This window comes from Streptomyces violaceus (genome assembly GCF_036014075.1).
Classification (GTDB): domain Bacteria; phylum Actinomycetota; class Actinomycetes; order Streptomycetales; family Streptomycetaceae; genus Streptomyces; species Streptomyces violaceus.
In genome coordinates this window covers 1,496,038-1,519,007 of record NZ_CP107911.1, presented here as the reverse complement: position 1 = coordinate 1,519,007, position 22,970 = coordinate 1,496,038, and the positions used below count along the sequence as shown (strand labels likewise).

Below are 22,970 nucleotides of genomic sequence, written 5' to 3'. Positions count from 1 at the left end.
GAGGTGGCCATGTCGAACACAAGAAACACGCAAGAGTCACAGGGTTCACAGAAATCCCAGGACTCTCAGAATTCGAGCAAATCACACGACAAGCAGACGGCCCAGAAGCGGCCGAGCCCGATGGACGTGCTGCGTCAGGCGCGCGGCCAGCTCGCGGAGCTCACCGGCATGGAAGCCGAGTCCGTCTCGTCCTTCGAGCAGACGGAGGAGGGCTGGGCGCTGGAGGTCGAGGTCCTCGAACTCGAGCGCGTGCCCGACACGATGAGCCTGATGGCGAGCTACCAGGTGGAGCTCGACACCGAGGGGCAGCTCACGGGTTACCGGCGCGTCCGCCGCTACGAACGCGGTCGATCCGACGCGCGCAGGTCCGGCGGCCGCTAGGCCGCCCGACCGGACCCGCACCCACACACGAGGAGGAACACCCGGCATGACAGTCGTACCGGCACAACAGTCCGGCGGCGGAGGCGGTAGCAGCGGTCTCTACGACGTACTTGAACTTGTCCTGGACAGGGGGCTCGTCATTGACGCATTCGTGCGAGTCTCCCTGGTCGGCATCGAGATCCTCAAGATCGACGTACGCGTCGTCGTCGCCAGCGTCGACACCTATCTGCGCTTCGCCGAGGCGTGCAACCGGCTCGACCTCGAGGCCGGGCCGCGCAAGGACCCGGGCCTGCCCGACCTGGTCGGGGAGATGACCGAGTCCGGAGCGCGCGGCAAGTCCAAGGGGGCGCTGTCCGGAGCCGCCGAGACCATCTCCGACGCCTTCAAGCAGGCGCGTGAGGAAGGCTCCGAGCGCGAGGGCGAGTCCCGTCCGCGCGCCCGTAAGAGCACCTCGGCCCGCCGGAAGGAGGAGCAGGAGTGAGCACCTACGTCTACGGCATCGCGGCGAGCGCGCACCCGGCGCTGCCCGAGGGCATGGGCGGTGTGGGCGACCCGCCCCGCCCGGTGCGCATTCTGCGCGAGGGCGAGCTGGCGGCCGTCGTCAGTGAGGCGCCCGAGGGGCTGCGGCCTAAGCGCAGGGACCTGCTCGCCCACCAGAGCGTCCTCAGCGAGGCGGGTGCGGCCGGGTGTGTGCTGCCCATGCGGTTCGGCAGCGTAGCCCCGGACGACAACTCGATCACCGGGGTGCTCGCCGAGCGCGCCGAGCACTACAAGGAACGCCTGCGGGCCCTCGAAGGCCGGGTGGAGTACAACGTCAAGGCCAACCACGTCGAAGAGGCCGTCCTGCACCAGGTGATGGCCCAGAGCCCCGACATTCGCGGTCTCGCGGAGGCCAACCGGGAGTCCGGCGGCGGTAGTTACGACGACAAGATCCGGCTCGGCGAGATGGTCGCGGCAGCGGTCAAGGCCCGGGAGGCCGACGACGCCACCGCACTGCGGGGTGCCCTGGATTCCGCCGCCGAGGACGTGAGTGTGGGCCCCGAGTCCACCGGCTGGCTGGCCAACGTGTCGTACCTGGTGGACCGGGAGTCGGCCGAGAACTTCCTGGCCGCGGTCGAGCAGGCCCGCAAGAACATGCCGCACCTGGAGGTGCGGATCAATGGCCCGCTGCCGCCGTACAGCTTTGTCGAGCCCGGCCCGGCCGAGCCGGCGGGCACCGTGGTGAGCGGCACGGACACCGGAGCGGGGTGACGAGATGGGCCTGATCTCAGAAGTGCTGCTGCTGCCGCTCGCACCGGTGCGCGGCAGCGCCTGGGCCGTCAGACAGGTGCTCCAGGAGGCCGAGCGGATCTACTACGACCCCGCCACGGTCCAGGCCGAACTGGCCCGCCTGGAGGAGCAGTTGGAGGCCGGAGAGATATCGGAGGAGGAGTTCGACCGCCTCGAGGACGAACTTCTCGACCGGTTGGAGACCGCTTCGCGCGAGAGCGCGGGAACAGGCCAACAAGGGACGGTGCAATGAACCGAACGGGACTGGGCCTCGCGGTGGGGGCCGGATACCTCCTGGGGCGTACCAAGAAGCTGAAGATGGCGATCGCCATCGGCGGTCTGGTCGCCGGGAAGAAGCTGAACCTGAGCCCGCGCATGGTCGCGGAGCTGCTCCAGGAGCAGTTGCGGAACAACCCGCAGTTCAAGGAGATCGGCGACCAGCTGCGTCAGGATCTGCGCGGAGTCGGCAAGGCCGCCTCCGGTGCCATGGTCGAGCGGCAGATCGACGCCCTCGCCGACCGGCTGCACGGCCGGACCGCCCAGGTGCGCGACCAGCTGACGGGCGTGGTGCCCGGCGGTCAGGACGACGCCGAGGACGCCGAGTACGAGGACGAGGAACCCGAGGACTCCGGACCCGACGAGGGCGAGGAGCCCGAGGACTCCGGTGCCGACGAGGAGGAGGGCGAGGAAGAGGACGAGGAGCCGGCCGCGAAGAACGCTCCCGCCAAGAAGGCCCCCGCGAAGAAGGCGCCGGCCAAGAAGGCGGCGAAGAAGGCTCCCGCCAAGAAGGCCCCCGCGAAGAAGGCCCCCGCGAAGAAGGCGGCAGGCCGCCAGGCGGCGGCGAAGAAGACCACGCCCGCAAGGAAGGCGACTTCCGGGGGCCGGGGCGGCAGCGCCCGGTCCCGACTGCCGAAGGGAGGCGGTGAGGGATGAGTGACACTCTCGGCTCGGCGAAGTCCGCCGCCGACGGAGCGACGAAGAACCCGCTCACAGACGTGGCCCACAGCGAGGCCGCCGACCGGCTGAAGGCCGAACTGCAGGAGTATCTAGCCGCCCAGGCCACGCGCATGCTGACCGGCGTGGGACGCAAGCTCGGCGAGACCACGGGCAAACTGAACGACATCGCGGAGGGCAACAGCCCCGGCTTCGGCAAGCTCGCCCTCGACGGCGGACGCAAGCTCGCCGAGGGCAAGGGGCCGCTGCGCGCCGCACTGGAGACCGGCGGCTCACGCCTCAAGGACAAGGTCACCGGTGCCTTCAAGGGCCTCGGCGGCAAGGGCAAGGGCAAAGGCCGCTCCGGCAACAAGCCCACCGTCATCATCGAGCACATCGATGTCGGCGTACCGCTGCGCACGGCGTACGACCAGTGGACCCAGTACCAGGACTTCAGCACCTTCGCGAAGGGTGTCAAGGCCGCGAGCAAGGCCGACGACACCACCTCCGACTGGCAGTTGAAGGTCTGGTGGTCCAACCGCAGCTGGAAGGCGACCACGACCGAGCAGGTCCCCGACGACCGCATCGCGTGGACCTCCGAGGGCGCCAAGGGCAGCACGAAGGGCGTCGTCTCCTTCCACCGGCTCACCGACAACCTGACGCGCGTCCTGCTGGTCATCGAGTACTACCCCGCCGGCTTCTTCGAGAAGACCGGCAACATCTGGCGCGCCCAGGGCCGCCGTGCCCGGCTCGACCTGAAGAACTTCGTCCGCTTCATCACGATCAAGGGCGAGGCGGAGGACGGCTGGCGCGGCGAGATCCGCGACGGCGAGGTCGTCCGCAGCCACGAGGACGCGCTGACCGAGGAGGAGTCCGAGGAGGAGCGCGAGGGCGAGGAGCCGGAGGACGAGTACGAGGAAGAGGAAGAAGAAGAGGAAGGTCCCGAGGGCGAGTACGAGGACGACGCCGAGGCCGAGGACGAGTACGACGAGGAGCCCGAGGAGGAAGCTGAAGGGGAGTACGAAGAAGAGGACGAGGACGAGTACGCCGACAGCGGGAGCCGTCGATGACGACGCCCAGCAGGATGCCCGAACCCTACGGCCAGGGCAGCAGTGCCAACCTGGCCGACATCCTGGAACGGGTGCTGGACAAGGGCATCGTCATCGCGGGCGACATCCGCATCAACCTGCTCGACATCGAACTCCTCACGATCAAGCTCCGCCTCATCGTCGCCTCCGTCGACAAGGCCAAGGAGATGGGCATCGACTGGTGGGAGAGCGACCCGAACCTCAGCTCTCGGGCCCGCCGTGATGAACTGACCCGTGAGAACGCCGAGTTGCGCGAGAGGCTGGCCCGGCTGGAGGAGCTGGAGCCCGGCCGCGCGGAGAAGAAGGAGGCCCCGTGACCGGACTGCGGTACGTCTACGCCGTCTGCCGCCCCTTCGGTACGCCGCTCCAGTCACAGCTGTCGGGGGTGGCGGGCGATCCGCCCCGCGCGCTGACCCACCACGGTCTCGTCGCCGTGGTCAGCCATGTGCCGGAGCGGGACTTCGCCGAGGAACCGCTCCACGCCCATCTGGAGGACCTGGACTGGCTCACCGAGACCGCCCGCGCCCACCAGGGCGTGATCGACGCGCTCACGACCGTCACGACCCCGCTGCCGCTGCGTCTCGGCACCGTCTTCCGGGACGACAGTGGCGTACGGACGATGATGGAAGCCCGCGAAGAGGACTTCCAGCGCACCCTCGACCGGCTTGAGGGCCGCGTCGAGTGGGGCGTGAAGGTGTACGCCGAGTCCGAACAGCAGGAAAGTCCCCGGCCCGCGCAGAAAGCCGCGTCGGGCCGGGACTATCTGCGGCAGCGGCGTATGCAGACCAGGTCGCACGAGGAGATGTGGCAGAAGGCCGAGCGTTTCTCGACGCGACTGCACGAAAATCTTTCCGCATTCGCGGAGGATTCCCGGCTGCACCCCCCGCAGAATCCCGCGCTTTCCAAGGCGACCGGGCGGAACGTATTGAATGCCGCATATCTGGTGCCGCGCGCCAATTCCGAGGAATTCGTGGAACTGGTGGACCGCACGAAGGGCGAGGTGCCCGGAATGCGCATCGAACTCACCGGCCCCTGGGCGGCCTATTCCTTCGCCGGGGAGGCCATATGACCGACGGAGAGAAGCCGTGACCGTAGTGGAACGCCGTGAGGTCGCCCTCGTGGACCTGCTCGACCGGCTGCTCGCCGGCGGCGTCGTGATCACGGGGGACATCACGCTGCGCATCGCCGACGTCGACCTGGTCCGAATCGACCTCAACGCGCTCATCAGCTCGGTGAACGCCCAGGTGTCCTCACCGTTCGAGGAGTTGCTGTGACGTCAGCCGACAGCCCCCGGCCCCACCCTCGGCCCAACCCTCGTCCGCATGGCAATCGGATGGACCTGGATCCCGACACCGTCGAGCGTGACCTGGTCAAACTCGTGCTGACGGTGGTGGAACTGCTGCGCCAGCTCATGGAGCGCCAAGCGGTGCGCCGGTTCGACGTGGGGGACCTGAGCGAGGACCAGGAGGAGCGGATCGGGCTCACTCTGATGCTGCTCGAGGAGCGGATGACAGAGCTGCGCGAGCGCTACGGACTGCGGCCCGAGGACCTCAATCTGGACCTCGGGCCGCTCGGACCGCTGCTTCCCCGTGACGGGGGCTGAATCAGCGGGCTAATTCACCACCTGTACCACCGGCCCCTGCCCCCGGCTGCCGACGTGCCCCGCACGAAGAATCCCAGCAGCCACAGGACGAGAACCGCCAACGCGATCCACCAGAGAACCTTTACCGCAAATCCGGCACCGAACAGAACCAAAGCCAGAAGCAGTACCAGCAGAATGGGAACCATAATTCGAACCTCCTGCTTTTAGGGTGTCCCCGAAACGGTGTTTCAGGCACCCTTTCTGCACAGAATTTCTCCGTGCAGCACGCTGAACCAGCCGTCCTCCTGCTCGCCCCATTCGCGCCAGGCTCCGGCCACGGCCCGCAATTCCTCCTCGTCGGCGTGCCCGCCCAGCCGGGCCCGGTCCGCGTAGGTCGAGGCAAGGGTGCGGTCGGCCCACAGCCCGCTCCACCAGGCCCGCTCCCCAGGCGTGGCGAAGGTCCACGTCCCGGAGCTGGCCGTGACGTCCGTGAGCCCGGCCCGCAGCGCCCAGGCCTTCAGCCGGCGTCCGGCGTCGGGCTCACCGCCGTTGGCCCGGGCGACCCGGCGGTAGAGGTCCAGCCAGTCGTCGAGGCCTGCGGACGCCGGATACCAGGTCATCGCCGCGTAGTCCGCGTCCCGCACGGCGACGAGGCCACCGGGCCTGACGACCCGCCTCATCTCCCGCAGGGCCCGCGCGGGATCCCCCACGTGCTGGAGCACCTGATGGGCGTGGACCACACAGAAGGTGTCGTCCGGGTAGTCCAGGGCGTGCACGTCGGCAACGGCGAAGTCGATGTTGGTCAGCCCCCGCCCGGCCGCCGTGGTGCGCGCCTGCTCCAGGGTCTCCGGCACCCGGTCGACGCCCGTGACCCGCCCGCCGGGCACGAGTTCCGCCAGGTCGGCGGTGATCGTGCCAGGGCCGCAGCCGATGTCCAGGATTTTCATGTGGGGCTTGAGCGAGGGCAGCAGATAGGCGGCCGAGTTGGCGGCGGTCCGCCAGGTGTGCGAGCGGAGCACCGACTCGTGGTGTCCGTGCGTGTAGACGGCGGTCTCCCGTGGTTCCGGCATGGTGGATCCCACCCCTTCCGTTCTTCCGGTCGGCATGGGATCACCGTACGCACCGGGGTCGAATGATGAGACCAGAATCCCGCTATATGGACTGACGGAGTGTCAGTATCCGGTGATGGGCCGGTACACGGTCAGCGCCTCGGGCAGCTTCTCCAGGGTCACGCGGCCCTCGACGTCGATGACCTCGCCGTCGTAGGCGAGCAGCGTCCCGGGAGCCACGTGGTCCAGGCGCAGCCGCCCCACCTGGACGGCCGCGTGGGCGGGTGAACGGGTCAGCGGTCCCGCGAGGGCGGCGGCCAGCAGCCGTGCGGCGGGCCGGCGCCCGCCGTGCACGACCCGCACGTCGAGCTGCCCGTCCGCGAGGTCCAGCCGGCGCCCGGGCGCGAGCCCCACGCGGTGATAGGTGCCGTTCCCGGCGAACAGCAGCCACAGCGGACGCGTGCGGCCCTGGAACTCGGCCTCCAGCGGATGCCGGCCGGCCCGCAGCACGCGCCGGGCCGCGAGCACGCCGGCCGGCCAGCCGCCGATCCGGTGCGACCAGCGCTCCCGCTCGCGCACCAGCTCCGGATAGACGCCGACGCTGCAGGTGTTGAGGAAGACGCCGTGCTCGTCGCCGCAGGAGAACCGGCCGACGTCCACGCGTACGGCATCACCCTGGCGCAGCGCGCGGGCCAGATCGCGTGCGTCCTCCACGCCCAAGTCGTAGGCGAAGTGGTTGAGGGTGCCGCCGGGCAGCACGGCGAGGGGCAGCCGGTGCCTCAGGGCGACGCGGGCGGCGGCGTTCACGGTGCCGTCGCCGCCGCACACGCCCAGGACCCGGGCGCGGCCGGCCGCCTTCTCCAGCTCGGCGGCCACGTCCTGCGGTTCGCACTCGACGACCTCGGCCCGCGGGAGGTCGTCCCGCAGGGCGCGGGCACGCTCGGCCGTTCCCGCGGCGGTGTTCGCCACGAGCACGAGCCCCTCGCCCTCCAGCAGCGCCGGGACCTCCGCACGGGGGCGGGCCGGCGGGGTGGCCTGCGAGCGCGTCGGCACCAGGCCCCGCACGGCGAAGGCGGCCCCCACGCCCAGGGCCGCCCCGGCCAGGACGTCGCTCGGGAAATGGACCCCGGTGTAGACGCGGGAGAGGGCGACCGAGGCGGCCACCGGAGCGACGACCGCCCCCCACACCGGGGACTCCAGGGCGACACCGGTCGCGAAGGCGGCGGCCGACGCGGCGTGCCCGGAGGGGAACGACGTGGTGATCGGCTGCCGCTTCAGCTGCCTGATCAGCGGGACCGGATCCAGCGCGGGGCGGGGGCGGCGCACCGAGCGCTTGCCGAGGGTGTTGATGGCGAGGGAAGCGAGGCTCAGCGAGGCCAGCCCGCGGGTCGCCGCACGGCGGGCCCGGGGCGTGCGGCTCGCCGCGAGGGCGGCGGCGGCCGCGAACCACAGGGCGCCGTGGTTCGCGCAGCGGCTGAGCCGGGGCAGGACGGGGCCGGCCCCGGGCCAGTTCCGGTCGGCGGCGGCCTCGAAGAGACGGCGGTCGAGCGCGAGGGCGCGGTCGCGCAGGGGGTGGTGCCCGGGCTTCGTCGTGGTGAGGTCCAGGTCGGGGGTTGTCATGGGGCTGCGGGTACCCGGAGGGGGGTGGGCACACCGTCGCTTCCTCGTGCTCGGCGTCCCCGGCGCTAAATGGGTTTGCCCCGGAGATCCCGGCGCCGCAGAATCCCTGCACATGGGTCACCTCGAAGCCGCGCACCTGGAGTACTACCTGCCCGACGGAAAGGCGCTGCTGGGTGATGTGTCGTTCCGGGTGGGGGAGGGGGCCGTCGTGGCCCTCGTGGGGCCCAACGGTGCCGGGAAGACCACCCTGCTTCGCATGCTCGCCGGTGAGCTGAAGCCGCACGGCGGTTCCGTCACCGTCGGAGGCGGCCTCGGCGTGATGCGGCAGTTCGTCGGATCCGTACGCGACGAGACGACCGTACGCGACCTGCTCGTGTCGGTCGCGACGCCCCGCATCCGCGAGGCGGCCCGTGCCGTCGACGCCGCCGAGCACGCCATCATGTCCGTCGACGACGAGGCCGCCCAGCTCACGTACGCCCAGGCCCTCGCCGACTGGGCCGAGGCACGCGGCTACGAGGCCGAGACGCTGTGGGACATGTGCACCACGGCGGCCCTGGGCATCCCCTACGACAAGGCGCAGTGGCGACTCGTGCGCACCCTCTCCGGCGGCGAGCAGAAGCGGCTCGTGCTGGAGGCACTGCTGCGCGGCACCGACGAGGTGCTGCTGCTCGACGAGCCCGACAACTACCTCGACGTACCCGGCAAACGCTGGCTGGAGGAGCGGCTCGCCGAGACCCGCAAGACCGTGCTGTTCGTCTCGCACGACCGCGAACTCCTCGCCCGCGCCGCACACCGCATCGTCGCCCTGGAACCGAGCCCCGCGGGTGCCGATGCCTGGGTGCACGGTGGCAGCTTCACCACGTTCCACGACGCCCGCCGCGAACGCTTCGCCCGCTTCGAGGAGTTGCGCAGGCGCTGGGACGAGAAACACGCCCAGCTGAAGAAGTTGGTCCTGACACTCCGTCAAGCAGCGGAGAACAGCGCCGACCTGTCCTCCCGCTACCGCGCGGCCCAGACCAGGCTCCGCAAGTTCGAGGAGGCCGGGCCGCCCCCCGAGCCGCCGCGCGAGCAGGACATCAGGATGCGCCTCAAGGGCGGCCGCACCGGCGTCCGCTCGGTCACCTGCGAGCACCTGGAACTGACCAACCTGATGAAGCCCTTCGACCTGGAGGTCTTCTACGGCGAACGCGTCGCCGTCCTCGGCTCCAACGGCTCCGGCAAGTCCCACTTCCTGCGCCTGCTCGCCGGTGGCGACGTGGCGCACACGGGGCTCTGGAAGCTGGGGGCCCGAGTCGTACCCGGGCACTTCGCGCAGACCCACGCCCACCCGGAGCTGGAGGGCCGCACGCTCCTCGACATCCTGTGGAAGGAGCACGCCCAGGACCGCGGCGCCGCGATGTCCCGGTTGCGCCGCTACGAGCTGACGCACCAGGCCGAGCAGACGTTCGACCGGCTGTCCGGCGGTCAGCAGGCCCGGTTCCAGATTCTCCTGCTGGAACTCCAGGGCGTGACGGCGCTGCTGCTCGACGAGCCGACCGACAACCTCGACCTGGAGTCCGCTGAGGCGCTCCAAGAGGGCCTGGAGGCATTCGAGGGCACGGTCCTCGCGGTCACACACGACCGTTGGTTCGCCCGCTCCTTCGACCGCTACCTGGTCTTCGGCAGCGACGGCCGGGTCCGGGAGACCCCGGACCCGGTCTGGGACGAACGCAGAGTGGAACGCGCCCGCTAGGGCCGCGCCCCTGGGGCCGCGCCCCTAGGGGCGCGGGGAACTGCGCGACCAGCCACAACGCACGCGCACCCGCACTGCGGCAAGCACGCCTACGGCGATGAGGCGCACCACACCTGGCGGCTCACTTCCAACGAAGCAACGCCCCGAGTCCACCCACAGGCACCTCCTCCTCGGCAACCGCCAGCGCGGGCGCGTCCGTGGCCACCGCCGACCGGATCAACGCGTCATCCGCCCGGGCCGGCCACGAGTGCTGCTCGCCGAGGATCTTCAGGTCCGTGCGCCGCACAGCCACCTGGTCCGGATCCTCGCCGATCCACACCTCGCGATGCGCGTCCGGCCCGTTCGGCCTGATCAGCAGCTCGTCGATACGGTGCTCGCGCGCCGCCTCGATCAGCGCGGGCACGCCTTCCACGGCCCGGGCCCGGCCCTCGTCGTCCGGGCTCCGGCCGGCCCGGAACCGCTCCAGCTCCGCCTCGGCCTGCCGCGCCACATGCTCGGCACGGGCCCGTTCCACGTCCTCGTCGAGGAGCCGGCTGCCGGTGCCGTGCGGCGCCTCGACGACCAGGTCGAGCAGCCGCTTCGGCAGCCGGTCGTGCACGGACCGCCGCTCCCGGTCGTCGCCGACGAGAATGAGCAGGTCGGCCTGCGTCTCCTCCTGGCACACGGCGAGCGCGTCGGCGATCTCCGCGGCGTTGTGCTCCCAGGTGTTCTCCACCCGCAGCTGGAAATGCCGCTCGGACCAGTCCGCGGAGCCCGTCCGGTGCACCGGCCACTGGCGCCCGGTGACGCCCCCGGCGTCCTCCCGGCTCAGTGCGCTGCGCAGCTCGAAGTCAGCGCCCTTGCGGTCGACGTAGGCCACCACGCACACCGGGTCCTCGCCGGCCAGCTCCAGCAGTGGTGTGACGCGCGGCAGCGGGGCCCACTCGGCCCAGTCACCGGCCTGCGGAGCCCGGGCCAGCGGCGGGTCGAGGACGACCTCGCCCTCGCGGGCGAAGAGGGCCCGGCCGTGCGGTTCGGAGGAGTGCCGCAAATCCTCGATGGCGTTCTGTACGGCCCTGCAGGTCGCCTCGTCCGCGCCCTGCGCGGCCAGCTGCCTGGCCATCGCCTGGGCCGTCAGCTGCCGCTCGTGAGGCGTGTCCTCCGTGTGCCGAGAGGTGTCGACGTACACAGAGGCCCACGGCCCCGAGTGTTCGTAGAGTGGGTGCAGAAAGGCGAGATCCATGGCTCCCTCCCGGGTGCCGATCGGGTGTAGTGCTCAGTTGCCCCGGGCGGGTACCCGTACCGCATGAACGAACACGACGAGCGGGGCGACACCATGACCGGAGTGGACCCTGACCGGCTGGACGAACAGCAGCTCATGAAGGAGCTGGAGACCATCCACCGCACGCGCCACGACACGCTGCTGTACGGGTCGAACGACGCGCTGCGCGCCCACAACGAGCGCATGGCGCAGCTCGAGGGCGAGTACCTGCGCCGCAACCCGCGCCGCCCGGTGGCCGCCGGCCGCACACGTGAAGGGGCCCGGGAGCGGGGGAGCGGGGAGTCGGCGACTCCCACGACCCCCGGCACCTGAGCCCCTCGCCGGAGACGCGACCGGCGACAGCGCCCCGGCTCAGCGCCGCACCGGCGGGCGCCCGCGGTGCCGATGTGCCGTGATCGCCTCCACGAACGCGTTCAGGAACTCCTCGCTCGCCGGCCCGGAACGCCTCACGCTTCCTGATTGCGGTCGGCGAGAGGCGCCATCAGGCGGCCTCCTCGGCGAAGACGTCGAGGAAGGTCTCGCAGAACGCCTTGAGGTCGTCCGGCTTGCGGCTGGTGACCAGCTTTCCCGCGCCGTGGTCACAGACCTTGACCTGCTTGTCCACCCAGGTGCCGCCCGCGTTGCGGATGTCCGTCTGCAGGCTGGGCCAGGAGGTCAGTTCCCGGCCGCGTACGACGTCCGCCTCGACCAGCGTCCAGGGCGCGTGGCAGATCGCGGCCACGGGGCGGCCGTGCTCGAAGAAGTCCCGGACGAACGCGACGGCCTTGTCGTCCATCCGCAGGAAGTCCGGGTTGGCCACGCCGCCCGGCAGCACCAGCCCGCCGAACGAGTCCGGTGCGCTCTCGCCCACGACCTCGTCCACGGGGAAAGTGTCCGCCTTGTCGAGGTGCTCGAACGCCTGGATCTCACCCTGCTTCGTCGACACCAGCACGGGCTCGTGCCCGGCGTCCTTCGCCGCCTGCCACGGATCGGTCAGCTCGATCTGCTCGACGCCCTCGGGCGCGACCAGAAACGCGATACGCATGATGCTCAGCGTCCTTTCTTGTTCCTCTTGTTCCGCTTGTTCCTCTTGCTGCTCTTGTCGTTCTTGCGGCCCGTGCGGACGCACCGCAGCAGCTCCTCGCCGTACGGCAGCAGCACGCACGTGCCGATGGCGGCGGCGATGCCCGCCAGATAGCCGCGCGACAGCGGTCGTCGGCGCGGCACGAGACGCCACGCGTCCGGATCGCCCTCGCCGCCGCGCAGCAGCGACTTCACCTGGTCGGCGTGCAGGCACATCAGGGCGGCCAGTGCCCCGAACGGCAGCGACTCCAGAAAGCTGTGGATGTGCTGCTCGATCGGTTTGACCTCCCGCTCGCTCTTCACCGCCGTACGGACGTCCCACAGCGCCGTCGCCTCGTGCACCGCGGCCCCGCCCAGCTGCACGCTCAGCAGCAGCGGATTGACCTCGTAGCGCAGCGTCAGCGCGATTGGGATGCCCACCTCGGCCATCATCAGCGAGTGGATCAGGGACTCCTTGGTGCCCGCCGTCTCCTCGATGCGAGTCCGGCGGTGCATCACCCAGTCGGCCACACCGGGCACGAACCAGCTGGGCAGCAGCCCGTACAGCAGATAGCGGGTCGTGGCGTCACCGACGTCGACTGTGACGCCGGAGGCGCTGATCTCCTTCGCCTGGTCCGTGCTCATGCACCACCCCGGGCGTCCGGCTCGGCGCGGCTGATGTCGGCGAGCGCCGACGCGGGGTCCTGGGCCTCGGCCAGGTCGCCGAGGCTCACCATGCCGACCGGCAGCCCGTTCTCCACCACCGGCAGCCGGCGCACCGCGTGCTCGCGCATCAGCGTGGCCGCGGTCGCCACCCGGTCGTCCGGCGACACCGTCACCGGATCCGGAGTGCACACGGTCTGCGCGCTCACCGTCATCGGATCGGCGCCGTCGGCGACGGCCCGCACCGCGATGTCACGGTCGGTGAGCACTCCGATCACGTCCTGCCCGTCGGCGACCACCACGTCACCGATGTTCTGTGTGCGCATCAACTGGGCCGCCTCGACGAGCGAGGCGTCCGGGCGCACGGCGACCACACCCGGAGTCATCACGTCCTTCACCAACTCGGCCATCACCGGGGCTCTCTCTCTGTTCCAAGGTCGGCAGGGGACCGCGGCGCACCGGCCGGTGCGCCGCGGTCCCCTGTGCGGTCACTACGCGTATTCCACAGCGGTCACTACGCGTATTCCTCCGGACCGGTCTCGCGGGCCCGGACCAGGGCCTGGGCCAGCTCCTGGACATTGCCGTAGCGCTCCTGCCGCGGCAGCCGCTCCAGAGCCTCGACGAGGGTGTCGGGCGCCTGGTGGCCGCGCAGCTCGCGGGCCAGCTCACGCGAACTCGCGGGGAACGCCTTGCGGCCAAGGATCCGGGCCAGCTCCAGCCGTACCGAATCCAGAGACGTCGGCGCACGGCTCGGTGTCACCGGCCCGTACGCGACCTCGGGGTCGTCCTCGGCGGCCGGCTCCGGGTCGTGCCACTCCTCACTGCGCGTGGGGTGCCCGGACCTGAGCAGACCCTGCAGTTCGTGCTTCATCTCGTCGTCCCGGTGGACGCTCAGCCGGTCGCTGCCTCGCTGCATGTCTCCCTCCAGACCTTCGGGGGTCCGCACCGCGTACCCGAACACCGGAAGCCGACACGGGTTCGGCACACCGGATCACCACACCGCCCTGGTTTGCGCCACGGCCCGGGGGAGACCCGGATCACACCCCCCACACCTCCCTGGGGAAGGACCCGCCATGGCGATGCTCGCTGTGCTCATCCCGCTGCTCATGCTCGGAGTGGTGCTCGTCCTGGGCCGATACGAGGAAGTGCTGCTGCCGCAGGAGAACGCCGACCGGGGTGAACCGGCCGGCGTACCCGTAGCCCCGGCCTCCGCGGCCGCTGCTCCTTCTCCCGCCCCGGCGGGAACCGCCGCCCCTTCGCCTTGAAGCCCTGCTCGGCCATCGCTCCCCGGTTCGCGTCGGGTCACCCTGCGCGACCGCGGAAGACCTCTCCGGGTTTGCGTGTGAGGGCCGGGGGCAGGCGCACCTCAGTGCTTCGGACAGGAGGCACGTCCGTGGGAGCGGCGTGAAGCGTCGCCACCGGCGCCCCTGTCCCGCAGCGGATGCGCTCCCACGGTGACGGTCCAAACCAGAGCACCCCAAGGGAATTGCGACGCATCATGCTGACTCACACGAGCCCGAAGCAGCACCCCCACGACGACGCTCCGGACACCGCCGAGGCCTTCCGCAGGCTCGCCGCCCTCCCCGCCGGCCCGGAGCGCGACGCGCTCCGCGACGAGATCGTCGAGGCCTGGCTGCCCATGGCGGACCGCCTCGCCGGACGCTTCCGCAGCCGCGGCGAGAGCCTGGACGATCTGCGCCAGGTCGCGGCCCTCGGTCTGGTCAAGGCCGTGGACCGGTACGACCCCGAGCTCGGCAACGCCTTCGAGAGCTATGCCGTGCCCACCATCACCGGCGAGATCAAGCGGCACTTCCGTGACCACATGTGGACCCTGCACGTACCCCGCCGGGTCCAGGACCTGCGCAACCGCGTCCGGTTCGCCTCGCAGGACCTGTCCCAGACCATCTCCGGCCGCCGGCCCACCGTGGCCGAGATCGCCGAGCACGCGAAGCTGAGCGAGGAGGACGCCAAGACCGGCCTGGAGGCGCTGGAGAGCTTCACCGCCCTGTCCCTGGACGCGGAGCTGCCCGGCAGCGAGGACGGGTACTCCCTGAGCGACGCGCTCGGGTCGCCCGATCCCGCGCTGGACACGGTCGTGGACCGGGAGGCGGTGAAGGACCGGCTGGCCGCGCTGCCGGAGCGGGAGCGGGCGATTCTGTACATGCGGTTCTTCTCCGACATGACGCAGAGCCGGATCGCCGAGGAGCTGGGGATCTCGCAGATGCATGTGTCCCGGCTGATCAGCCGGTGCTGCGGCAGGGTGCGGGAGCAGGTCATGCGGGACGTGGCGTAGTGCCGCCCTTGAAGGGGGGACGTCCCACTTCACCCGGTTGGAGGGTGCTGTCCCGCTAATGGGGCCCGGACGCGCGCGGCGTTCCCGTGGGCGGGCTGTGATGGCAGAGGGACATTCTGCCGTCGCCCGAAGGAGTCCCCTCCATGCGCCGCACCGTGCACGCTCTCTCCGCCGCCGTTCTCGCCGGGTCCGCGCTGATGGGAATCGCACCAGCCGTCTTCGCCGAACCCGCCGCCGAGGTCAGTCCCGCCACCGTCGAGCCCGGAGGGACGCTCACCGTCTCGGTCAGCTGTGATCCGACCGGTGGGCCGCCGCCCGACACCATCGACGCCACCTCGCAGGCCTTCGACGAGGGCACCGTCCCGCTGCGCAGGGTCACCGGCAACGACGACAAGGTGTCCGGGCCCGCCTACCGGGGCACGGCCCGCATCGCGTCCGCCGAGAATTTCGAGGGCGATCCGGACGCCCTCGGCGAGGACTCGGCATGGACGGTCGACGGCACCTGCCCGGCCGCTCCCGGCGGGGAGGGCAAGGAGTGGAGCGCGACGTTCACGGTGGCCCACGGCGGCGGAGGCCACCACAAGCCGTCTCACCGGCCCACCCACGAGCCGTGCCCCGAATCGCACCACCCCCACGACAACACCGAATGCGGCGGAGCGGTGATCCAGCGCGGGGTACGGGCCGGTGACGGCGGTGCCTTCACCGACTCCGTGCCGGCCCTGGTCGCGGGCGGGCTCCTGATCGCGGGCGCCTTCGGCGCCGCCGCGCACCGGCTGCGCAACCGGGAGAGCGACCCCTACCGCTGACCTGCCCGGACCGTTCCGCAGCGCCCGGAAGGGCCCCGCTTCCCCGGCTCGGCCCGCTCATGCTGTGACCGTCACAACCCGGCGGGTGCTCATGGGGCGGCGGCACCCTGGGTACTCAGTGGCCGAGGGCACGAGCCGCACCGTACGGATCACCAGAACAAGGCGGCACCAGGCACTGCGGAGGTACGGATGCGGCGGACGGACCCGCAAGGCCACGGCCCCGTCCGGTTCGGGCCGCCGCTCCCCGAGGACGGGCTGCCGGTCCTGCCCGAGCTGTCCGCGGTGCTCGCCGCCGCGGCGTCCCGCGGTGACCACGAGCCGGTCGGCGGCGGCTCCGCGCTGCGGGAGGCCGCCTGCGGCTACTGGGACCGGCGCGGACTGCACTGCGCCCCCGACCGCGCGGCCGCCGCCCCCGGTGCGCCCTCCCTGCTGCTCGCGCTGACCGCAGCCCTCGGCGGCGACGTCCTGGTGCCGAGGCCCTGTGCCGCCTGGTGGGCGCCGTACGCACGCCTGCTGGGGCGGCCCGCCTTCCATGTGCCGACCCCGCCCGAGAGCGGCGGTGTCCCCGATCCGTACGCCCTGCTGGAGACCGTGCGCCGGGTCCGTGCCGAGGGCGGCGACCCACGCCTGCTGGTGCTGTCCGTCGCCGACGACCCCACCGCGACCGTCACCCCTCCCGAGCTGCTGCACGAGACCCTCGAGGCCGCTCAGGGGGAGGGCCTGCACCTGGTCAGCGACGAGACCTGGCGCGACACCCTGCACGACCCGCACGGAACCGTGCTGCTCAGCCCCGCCGAGATGCTGCCCGACCGGGTCACCGTCGTCACCGACCTGGCCGGTTCCCTGCTCCCGCCCGGCTGGCCCGCCGCCGCGGCCCGTTTCCCGGCCGGCGAGGAAGGAGACGGCCTCCACGCGCGCGTGCTCGACGTCCTCACCGCGCTCGACGCCCGCGTCGCTGCCCCGGTCGCCGCGGCAGCCGGGTACGCCCTGGCCGAACCGGAACCTGTCACGGCTCGTGTGGCCGCAACCGTACGCCTGCACGCGCGCGTGGCCGCCGCGGCGCACTCCGCCGTCGTCGCCGCCGGTGCCCTCTCCCGGCCCCCGCAGGCCGGCCGGCACCTGTACGTGGACCTCGCCCCGCTGCGCCCCGCGCTGACCGCGCACGGCGTGGGCGACGCACAGGAACTGGAGGACTTCCTCTCCGCCCGCATCGGCATGCCCGCGCCGGGCGGCCACCGCTTCGGCGACGAGCTCGAAGCCCCGCGCGTGCGGCTGTCCACCGGCGCCCTGCTGTCCGGCTCCGACCCGGAACGCGCGGAATGCCTCACCTCACCCACGCCGTTGGAACTGCCGCACGTGCAACGCGCGTTGAGCCGGCTGAAGTCGGTCTTCGACGATCTCCGCGACGACGCTCAGCGATGGGAGTCCTCTCGATGACACAGCAGTCCGAGTCGACCACAGGTACGACCACCCGGGAAGCCGACGACCCGGCACTCCCGTCCCCGCTCGCGCCCCCGCACCCGCCCCTGGCCGAACCCCGGCCGCCGGCCGAGCGGAGAGTGTGGCCGCGCACCTTCCACGACCGGTTGACCGCCCCGCTCCCCGGCCTGAAGGCCATCGCCCGCTTCGCTCGCGAGGGCGCCGTGCGACCGAGTCCCGAAGGCCTCGCCGACATCCCCCGACTGCCCTACGCTCCCGGCCCGCTGCCCCGCGTCGACGCCCGCACGATCGCCGTCACCTGGGCGGGACACGCCAGTTGGGTGCTGCGCATCGGCGGGCTCACGGTCCTCACCGACCCGGTCTGGTCGCGCCGGATCCTCGGCACCCCCGCCCGCATCACTCCCGTGGGCGTCCCCTGGGAAGAGCTGCCGCGCGTCGACGCCGTCGTCATCAGCCACAACCACTACGACCATCTGGACGCCCCCACCCTGCGCCGGCTCCCGCGCGACACCCCCGTGTTCGCCCCGGCCGGGCTCGCCCGCTGGTTCCACCGCCGCCGCTTCACCCGCGTCACGGAACTCGACTGGTGGGAAGCGGCCGAACTGGACGGCGTCCGCTTCGACTTCGTCCCGGCCCACCACTGGTCAAAGCGCACCCTCACCGACACCTGCCACAGCCTGTGGGGCGGCTGGGTGCTCACCGACCGGGACGGACAGCGCGTCTACTTCGCCGGCGACACGGGCTACGGCCACTGGTTCTCCCGCATCGGCCGTCGTTACCCCGGCATCGACCTCGCCCTCCTCCCCATCGGCGCCTACGATCCGCGCTGGTGGCTCAGGGACGTCCACTGCAACCCGGAGGAGGCGGTCCGGGCGGCCCAGGACCTGGGCGCCCGGCGGATGGCCCCCATGCACTGGGCGACCTTCGTCCTCTCGGCAGAACCGGTCCTGGAACCCCTCACGCGCGTACGTGAGGCGTGGGACAAGGCGGGCCTGCCACGGGAAAACCTGTGGGACATGCCGATCGGCGCTTCAAGGGTGCTGCAGGGAAACTGACCCCTCAGGGGCGCGGGGAACTGCGTACCCGCCGCACCACACTCGGCACCGCGCTGATCACCAAGGTCAGCACGATCGCCGCCACCACACCCTCCCACGGCTCATCGAACAGCGACCCCCCGAGAATCCCGATGAGCTGATACGTCACGGCCCACGCCAGACACGCCGGCAGGTTCCCCCGGGAAAACCGCCGCAACGGCCACTCCGCCAGAAGACAGGCCAGCATCACCGGGATACGCCCCGCCGGCACCAGCCGGGACAACACCAGCACGGCGACACCGTGCGCGGCGAGTTTCTCCTGCGCCTGAGCGAGCCGGTCCTCCGGCGCCCGCGCCCGAAGCGCCTCCAGCCAGCGTGAGCCGTTCTTCGAATTAAGCCCGCGCCGCCCCAGCCAGTACAGCGTCGCGTCCCCGAGGAAGGCCGCCAGCGACGCCGTCAGGAACACCATCAACAGCGACAACGGCGACGTCTGGTGAAAGGCGACCACGGCCGCCGAACTCACCAGCGCCCCCGTCGGAATCACCGGCACCAGCGCCCCGACCAGCACCAGCAGGAAGAGCGTCGGATAGCCGACCGCCTGCTGTGTGGACGTCGGCACGACGGACGCCGGGGTGACGGCCGACGCCGCCAGCAGGGGCAGACCGGCCTGCGCCACGGGCGCGGTCCAGGTCACCGCGCGACCTTCAGGCGCACGCTCTCCCCGTGCCCGAGCCGGTGCACCGCCACCCCGGGTGCGCGCCTGGCCGCCAGCCGTACGAACTCGTCGCCCGGCGCGTGGAACTCGTGGGGGCGCACGGCGTCCATCCCGATCGGCCAGTACGTTCCGTAGTGCACCGGCACCGCATTGCACGGCGCCAGTCGTGCCAGCGCCTCCGCCGCCCGACCCGCGTCCAGATGGCCCTCGCCCAGGTACGGCCCCCAGCCGCCGACCGGCAGCAGCGCCACGTCGACCGGCCCGACCTCCTCGGCCATCGTGTCGAACAGCCCGGTGTCCCCGGCGAAGTACGTCCGGGCCTCGCCGGCTATGACATAGCCGAGCGCGGGGGCGCGGTGCGGTCCGAGCGGCAGCCGCCGCCCGTCGTGCCGCGCGGGCACGGCCCGTACGACCACGTCGCCGACCGGGATCTCGTCCCCGGGCGCCACCTCGCTCACCCGCAGGTGCGCGAGCCGGCGCAGTCCGGACACCGCTCGGCGCGCGCCCCGGGGCACGAGCAGGCGCGTGCCCGGAGCGAGCCGCATCAGCGAGGGCACATGCAGATGGTCGGCGTGCAGATGCGAGACCAGTGCCACGTCCGCGTCACGGGCGCCGGACGGCGGCAGGGCTCCGCGCCGGCGGCGCAGGTGCGCGAGCCGGCGTGCGAACAGGGGATCGGTGAGCACGCGTACGTTCGAGTCCTCGACCGTGCAAGTGGCGTGACCCCACCAGGTGATCTCCACCGGCACTTCTTTGCCTCCTTCGCGCGACTCCCCGAAGCCTACGGGCAGGAGTAGGGTCGGCGGCGAAACCGGAGGTGAGGGGGGACGCCATGGTGCCGGTCCGGGTGACGGCGATCGCGAGTCTGACGCCGCTGGAGGAACTGGACGACGATCCGTTCCTGGTCGACTCCCGCAGCCAGCACGCGATGTGCGCCCGCTGGGCCGCCGAGCGGGGGTATGTGGTCAGCCGGGAGTTACTGGTCCGGGGACTGCGGCCCGACCACTGCGCGCTGTGGGACGGCGTCCGGCCCGGCCTCGACCTGTTCGTGGCGCCCAGCCGGCGGGTACTCGAGAGCGCGCTCGCGTCCGTCGAGGAGTTCACCGCGGAGTGCGCGAAACGCGGGGTGCGCGTCGAGACGGTGGGGCACGCGGAACCGGCGTACGACGCGGCGATGAAGGCGTGCGTGCACCGCCGGCTGTCGATGCCGACGGCCGGCTACGACGGACGCTGACGCGGCGACAGCGAACGGCGTCACCTCGGCCCTGCTCGGCCCTGCTCGGCGGTGCTCGGCGGTGCGAGGGACGAAAGGCGTTCCCCGGGCGTTGTGACAGGGTGGATGAGGGCCCGCGGCGGCGGGCCGGGACGTGAGGTGGCTGGGCGTGCGGGGCGTGCGGTGGCGGCGGGTCGCCAGTCAGGTCGGACGGAGTGTCGCCGTGTGGGCGGTCTCCACCGTCACCCTGCTCCTGCTCGCCGGGATCCTGCCGGACTTCCGGCTCCGGTCGGCGGACGGCGACAGCGCAACCGACATCGCCGTCACGGCGGCCGTCGGCGCCGGGGCCTTCGGTCTGCTGTCGGCCGTGGTGTGGCCGCTGCTCGTGCGGCTCCTGCTCCTCGTACCGGCGCTCGTGCTCGGGCTGCTGGTGTTCTTCCTGAACGGCGCGCTGCTGCTGCTCGCCCTGCGTCTCAACCCCGCAGAGCGCGGCGCCGCCGCCCCGGAGACCGCCGTCGTGGTCGCCGCCGTGATGTCCGCCGTGGCGTCCGCCACCGGCGCCGCCCTGGCCGTGCGCGACGACGACGCCTATCGCCGCAGGCTGTATCGCCTCTCCGACCGCCGCCGCCGGTCCGGACCGCCCAGCCCGGCCGGCCCCGGCACGGTGTTCGTACAGCTCGACGGCGTCGGCCACGACGTCCTGCTGGACGCGGTCGGCAAGGGGTTGATGCCCACCGTCGCCCGCTGGCTCGACTTCGGTGACGGCGGCCGCTCCACCCACCGCCTCACCCCCTGGCGCACCGACTGGTCCAGCCAGACCGGCGCCAGCCAGCTCGGCATCCTGCACGGCAGCAACCACGACGTCCCCGCGTTCCGCTGGTACGAGAAGGACACCCGCGAGGTGGTCGTCTGCAACCGCCCGACCAGCGCCGCCGAACTCCAGCGCCGCGCCGTCGGATACGCCGGACACGGCGGTCTGCTCACCGTCGACGGGGCCAGCCGCGGCAACCTGTTCAGCGGCGGCGCCGAACAGCAGGCCCTCGTGCTGTCCATCGCCACCCGCCGCCGCAGCCGCGAGAACCGCTCCCGGGCGGGCTACTTCGCCTATTTCTCGGATCCGGCCAACGCCGTGCGCACCGCCCTGTCCTTCGTCGCCGACGTCGGCAGGGAGATCGGCCAGTCCAGCCGGGCCCGCCTGCGAAAGCAGCGCCCGAGGGTCTCCCGCGCGGGCCTCTACCCGTTCGTGAGGGCCTTCGCGACGGTCGTCGAGAGAGACGTCGTCGTCGCCTCGGTGACGGGCGACATGCTCGTCGGCCGCACCGCCGTCTACGCCGACCTGGTGGCCTACGACGAGGTCGCCCACCACTCCGGCCCGGCGAGCCGCGACGCGCAGAAGGTCCTCGAAAGCCTCGACCGGTCGCTCGCCCTGATCGAGAACGTCGCCGAGCACGCCCCGCGCCCGTACCGGATCGTCGTGCTGTCCGATCACGGCCAGAGCCCCGGCGAGACCTTCCGCTCCCGCTACGGCCTGACCCTCGGCGACCTGGTACGGGCCGGCTGCGGACTGCCCGTGTCGCGCAGGGCGGAGCGCACCCGCAGCGGGGCGGAGGCCCGCACCGCCGTGCGTGCCGCCCTGCGCATCCCGGTCGAGGAGGGCGGCGAGCGGCACCGCCCCGCGCGCCGTTCCGAGCCGATCGTGCTGGCCTCCGGCAACCTCGGCCTGGTCTCCTTCCCGGACGTCACGCACCGGATGAGCAAGGAGGAGATCGACGCCCGCCACCCCGCGCTGCTGCCGACCCTCGCCAACCACCCCGGCATAGGCTTCCTGCTGGTCCGCAGCGACGAGCACGGCGGCGTCGTCCTCGGCGCGAACGGCGCCGAGATCCCGCTGGCCGGCCTCGACGACGACCCGGGCCCGCTCGCCGCGTTCGGGCCGGGCGCGGCCGACGCGGTGCGCCGTACGCACTCCTTCCCGCACACCGCCGACATCATGGTCAACTCCTTCCACGACCCGGCCGACGGCGAAGTCCTCGCCTTCGAGGAGCAGATCGGCTCCCACGGCGGCCTCGGCGGCGCCCAGGGCAGGCCCTTCCTGCTGTCCCCGCTCGTCCTGACCGCACCGGTGGCGGACGGGGCGGAACTCGTCGGCGCCGAGCAGGTCCACCGTGTCCTGAGCCGCTGGCTGCGCGAGTCGAACGGCCCCCAGGTGCCGCTGGAGACCAGCGAGGAACGCGCGGCCTGAAATTCGGTGCGTGCACGGACGCGGCGCCACGGGTGTGATCGGATGGGGGAACGGGACCCGGAGACGGGTCCCACCGCGAGTCCGTACGCGAAAGGAATAACCGTGGCTACCACGCGCTCCGCACACACCGTCTGGGAAGGCAGCCTGCTCGAGGGCAACGGCGTCGTCACCTTCGACTCCTCCGGTGCGATCGGCGAGCAGCCGGTCACGTGGGCGTCGCGCGCCCAGGAGGCGAACGGGAAGACCAGCCCCGAGGAGCTGATCGCCGCCGCCCACTCCAGCTGCTACTCCATGGCCTTCTCCAACATCCTGAACAAGGCCGGGACGCCGCCCACCAAGCTCGTCACCTCCGCCGACGTCTCCTTCCAGCCCGGCGAGGGCATCACCGGCATCCACCTCACCGTCGAGGGCACCGTCCCCGGCATCGACGAGGCGGGCTTCCTCGCCGCCGCCGAGGAGGCCAAGGTCGGCTGCCCGGTCAGCCAGGCGCTGAAGGCCACGCCGATCACGCTGACCGCCAAGCTCGCCTGACCCGGAACACCCCCGTCGCGCGGGCCCGCCCACCGGGGGCGGCCCGCGCGACGTCGTCGGTTCGCCACCCGCGGCCG

Annotated in this window: 30 protein-coding genes; 20 read left to right on the top strand and 10 right to left on the bottom strand. The window is 71.9% G+C overall.

The features are described from left to right. Positions 1 to 9: 9 nt before the first annotated feature. The 10 genes from OG542_RS06850 to OG542_RS06805 are packed head-to-tail and all read left to right on the top strand — an operon-like array spanning position 10 to position 5,274. Entirely contained in the window at positions 10 to 381 is a 372-nt protein-coding gene (locus OG542_RS06850; RefSeq protein WP_328409118.1) for a gas vesicle protein GvpO, read from the top strand. Positions 382 to 427: 46 nt separating this feature from the next. Next, positions 428 to 862, top strand: coding sequence for a gas vesicle structural protein GvpA (locus OG542_RS06845; RefSeq protein ID WP_328409117.1), 435 nt, complete (start codon positions 428 to 430; stop codon positions 860 to 862). Continuing rightward, entirely contained in the window at positions 859 to 1,632 is a 774-nt protein-coding gene (locus OG542_RS06840) for a GvpL/GvpF family gas vesicle protein (RefSeq protein ID WP_328409115.1), read from the top strand. Before OG542_RS06845 ends, OG542_RS06840 begins: the two co-directional genes overlap by 4 nt. 4 nt (positions 1,633 to 1,636) lie before the next feature. Continuing rightward, positions 1,637 to 1,903, top strand: coding sequence for a gas vesicle protein GvpG (locus OG542_RS06835; protein ID WP_328409113.1), 267 nt, complete (start codon positions 1,637 to 1,639; stop codon positions 1,901 to 1,903). Continuing rightward, a complete protein-coding gene (locus OG542_RS06830; protein WP_328409111.1) occupies positions 1,900 to 2,583 on the top strand; it encodes a DNA primase in 684 nt (227 codons plus the stop codon). The genes OG542_RS06835 and OG542_RS06830 overlap by 4 nt, the downstream gene beginning before the upstream one ends. Next, complete coding sequence (locus OG542_RS06825) at positions 2,580 to 3,653, top strand: SRPBCC family protein (protein WP_328409109.1); 1,074 nt, start codon at positions 2,580 to 2,582, stop codon at positions 3,651 to 3,653. The genes OG542_RS06830 and OG542_RS06825 overlap by 4 nt, the downstream gene beginning before the upstream one ends. Continuing rightward, positions 3,650 to 3,988, top strand: a complete 339-nt coding sequence (locus OG542_RS06820; RefSeq protein WP_193476942.1) for a gas vesicle protein — start codon at positions 3,650 to 3,652, stop codon at positions 3,986 to 3,988. The genes OG542_RS06825 and OG542_RS06820 overlap by 4 nt, the downstream gene beginning before the upstream one ends. Then, on the top strand, positions 3,985 to 4,740 hold the full coding sequence (locus OG542_RS06815; protein WP_193476943.1) for a GvpL/GvpF family gas vesicle protein: 756 nt from the start codon (positions 3,985 to 3,987) through the stop codon (positions 4,738 to 4,740). The genes OG542_RS06820 and OG542_RS06815 overlap by 4 nt, the downstream gene beginning before the upstream one ends. 16 nt (positions 4,741 to 4,756) lie before the next feature. Next, positions 4,757 to 4,945: a gas vesicle protein gene (locus OG542_RS06810; RefSeq protein WP_184588487.1), complete on the top strand. Its 189-nt coding sequence runs from the start codon at positions 4,757 to 4,759 to the stop codon at positions 4,943 to 4,945. 59 nt (positions 4,946 to 5,004) lie between these two features. Further along, complete coding sequence (locus tag OG542_RS06805; protein WP_184588486.1) at positions 5,005 to 5,274, top strand: gas vesicle protein K; 270 nt, start codon at positions 5,005 to 5,007, stop codon at positions 5,272 to 5,274. 14 nt (positions 5,275 to 5,288) lie between these two features. On the opposite strand, the gene OG542_RS06800 is transcribed toward OG542_RS06805, so the two are convergent. The 3 genes from OG542_RS06800 to OG542_RS06790 form a co-directional block, all read right to left on the bottom strand. Further along, the gene (locus OG542_RS06800; protein ID WP_020270859.1) at positions 5,289 to 5,459 is read right to left on the bottom strand and encodes a hypothetical protein; all 171 of its coding nucleotides are present in this window, start codon (positions 5,457 to 5,459) and stop codon (positions 5,289 to 5,291) included. A 42-nt stretch (positions 5,460 to 5,501) separates the two neighbouring features. Beyond that, complete coding sequence (locus tag OG542_RS06795) at positions 5,502 to 6,323, bottom strand: class I SAM-dependent methyltransferase (protein WP_328417801.1); 822 nt, start codon at positions 6,321 to 6,323, stop codon at positions 5,502 to 5,504. Between the two features lie 102 nt (positions 6,324 to 6,425). Continuing rightward, on the bottom strand, positions 6,426 to 7,922 hold the full coding sequence (locus OG542_RS06790) for a bifunctional phosphatase PAP2/diacylglycerol kinase family protein (RefSeq protein ID WP_328409106.1): 1,497 nt from the start codon (positions 7,920 to 7,922) through the stop codon (positions 6,426 to 6,428). A 112-nt stretch (positions 7,923 to 8,034) separates the two neighbouring features. Here OG542_RS06790 and OG542_RS06785 point away from each other — a divergent pair, with 112 nt between their 5' ends. Next, positions 8,035 to 9,654 (top strand): ABC-F family ATP-binding cassette domain-containing protein, encoded by a 1,620-nt coding sequence (locus tag OG542_RS06785; RefSeq protein WP_328409104.1) that lies wholly within the window; start codon positions 8,035 to 8,037, stop codon positions 9,652 to 9,654. Positions 9,655 to 9,775: 121 nt separating this feature from the next. Here OG542_RS06785 and OG542_RS06780 read toward each other — a convergent pair whose 3' ends face one another. Continuing rightward, positions 9,776 to 10,876, bottom strand: a complete 1,101-nt coding sequence (locus tag OG542_RS06780) for a baeRF2 domain-containing protein (protein WP_328409102.1) — start codon at positions 10,874 to 10,876, stop codon at positions 9,776 to 9,778. A 63-nt stretch (positions 10,877 to 10,939) separates the two neighbouring features. On the opposite strand from OG542_RS06780, the gene OG542_RS06775 reads away from it, so the two are divergent. Then, on the top strand, positions 10,940 to 11,227 hold the full coding sequence (locus tag OG542_RS06775; protein WP_189726211.1) for a DUF6158 family protein: 288 nt from the start codon (positions 10,940 to 10,942) through the stop codon (positions 11,225 to 11,227). A gap of 169 nt (positions 11,228 to 11,396) precedes the next feature. Here the strand turns inward: OG542_RS06775 and OG542_RS06770 are convergent, their stop codons facing one another. The 4 genes from OG542_RS06770 to OG542_RS06755 form a co-directional block, all read right to left on the bottom strand. Next, positions 11,397 to 11,939 carry a type 1 glutamine amidotransferase domain-containing protein gene (locus OG542_RS06770; RefSeq protein ID WP_311128629.1) on the bottom strand — a complete coding sequence of 181 codons (543 nt, stop codon included), beginning with the start codon at positions 11,937 to 11,939 and terminating at the stop codon, positions 11,397 to 11,399. 5 nt (positions 11,940 to 11,944) lie between these two features. Then, positions 11,945 to 12,601 (bottom strand): diguanylate cyclase, encoded by a 657-nt coding sequence (locus OG542_RS06765; RefSeq protein WP_328409099.1) that lies wholly within the window; start codon positions 12,599 to 12,601, stop codon positions 11,945 to 11,947. Next, positions 12,598 to 13,029, bottom strand: a complete 432-nt coding sequence (locus OG542_RS06760; protein ID WP_328409097.1) for a CBS domain-containing protein — start codon at positions 13,027 to 13,029, stop codon at positions 12,598 to 12,600. Before OG542_RS06760 ends, OG542_RS06765 begins: the two co-directional genes overlap by 4 nt. Before the next feature lie 104 nt (positions 13,030 to 13,133). After that, complete coding sequence (locus OG542_RS06755) at positions 13,134 to 13,535, bottom strand: DUF2795 domain-containing protein (RefSeq protein ID WP_328409095.1); 402 nt, start codon at positions 13,533 to 13,535, stop codon at positions 13,134 to 13,136. Positions 13,536 to 13,692: 157 nt separating this feature from the next. Here OG542_RS06755 and OG542_RS06750 point away from each other — a divergent pair, with 157 nt between their 5' ends. The 5 genes from OG542_RS06750 to OG542_RS06730 all read left to right on the top strand — a co-directional run bounded on the left by OG542_RS06750 (position 13,693) and on the right by OG542_RS06730 (position 18,213). Then, on the top strand, positions 13,693 to 13,884 hold the full coding sequence (locus tag OG542_RS06750; RefSeq protein WP_328409093.1) for a hypothetical protein: 192 nt from the start codon (positions 13,693 to 13,695) through the stop codon (positions 13,882 to 13,884). 233 nt (positions 13,885 to 14,117) lie between these two features. Beyond that, on the top strand, positions 14,118 to 14,912 hold the full coding sequence (locus tag OG542_RS06745) for an RNA polymerase sigma factor SigF (protein ID WP_328409091.1): 795 nt from the start codon (positions 14,118 to 14,120) through the stop codon (positions 14,910 to 14,912). 143 nt (positions 14,913 to 15,055) lie between these two features. Continuing rightward, complete coding sequence (locus tag OG542_RS06740; protein WP_311128634.1) at positions 15,056 to 15,718, top strand: hypothetical protein; 663 nt, start codon at positions 15,056 to 15,058, stop codon at positions 15,716 to 15,718. A 189-nt stretch (positions 15,719 to 15,907) separates the two neighbouring features. Continuing rightward, positions 15,908 to 17,155: an aminotransferase class I/II-fold pyridoxal phosphate-dependent enzyme gene (locus OG542_RS06735; protein WP_328409089.1), complete on the top strand. Its 1,248-nt coding sequence runs from the start codon at positions 15,908 to 15,910 to the stop codon at positions 17,153 to 17,155. After that, on the top strand, positions 17,152 to 18,213 hold the full coding sequence (locus OG542_RS06730; RefSeq protein WP_328409087.1) for an MBL fold metallo-hydrolase: 1,062 nt from the start codon (positions 17,152 to 17,154) through the stop codon (positions 18,211 to 18,213). The genes OG542_RS06735 and OG542_RS06730 overlap by 4 nt, the downstream gene beginning before the upstream one ends. 4 nt (positions 18,214 to 18,217) lie before the next feature. On the opposite strand, the gene OG542_RS06725 is transcribed toward OG542_RS06730, so the two are convergent. Together OG542_RS06725 and OG542_RS06720 are read right to left on the bottom strand one after the other, a co-directional pair. After that, entirely contained in the window at positions 18,218 to 18,847 is a 630-nt protein-coding gene (locus OG542_RS06725; protein ID WP_311130444.1) for a DedA family protein, read from the bottom strand. A gap of 35 nt (positions 18,848 to 18,882) precedes the next feature. Next, the gene (locus OG542_RS06720; RefSeq protein ID WP_328409085.1) at positions 18,883 to 19,656 is read right to left on the bottom strand and encodes an MBL fold metallo-hydrolase; all 774 of its coding nucleotides are present in this window, start codon (positions 19,654 to 19,656) and stop codon (positions 18,883 to 18,885) included. An 83-nt stretch (positions 19,657 to 19,739) separates the two neighbouring features. Between OG542_RS06720 and OG542_RS06715 the strand changes: the two genes are divergently transcribed. From OG542_RS06715 to OG542_RS06705, 3 genes are all read left to right on the top strand, one after another. Then, positions 19,740 to 20,141: a hypothetical protein gene (locus OG542_RS06715; protein ID WP_193476956.1), complete on the top strand. Its 402-nt coding sequence runs from the start codon at positions 19,740 to 19,742 to the stop codon at positions 20,139 to 20,141. 148 nt (positions 20,142 to 20,289) lie between these two features. After that, a complete protein-coding gene (locus OG542_RS06710) occupies positions 20,290 to 22,362 on the top strand; it encodes a phage holin family protein (protein ID WP_328409083.1) in 2,073 nt (690 codons plus the stop codon). Positions 22,363 to 22,464: 102 nt separating this feature from the next. Then, positions 22,465 to 22,893 (top strand): OsmC family protein, encoded by a 429-nt coding sequence (locus OG542_RS06705; RefSeq protein ID WP_184588455.1) that lies wholly within the window; start codon positions 22,465 to 22,467, stop codon positions 22,891 to 22,893. The last annotated feature ends 77 nt before the right edge of the window (positions 22,894 to 22,970 follow it).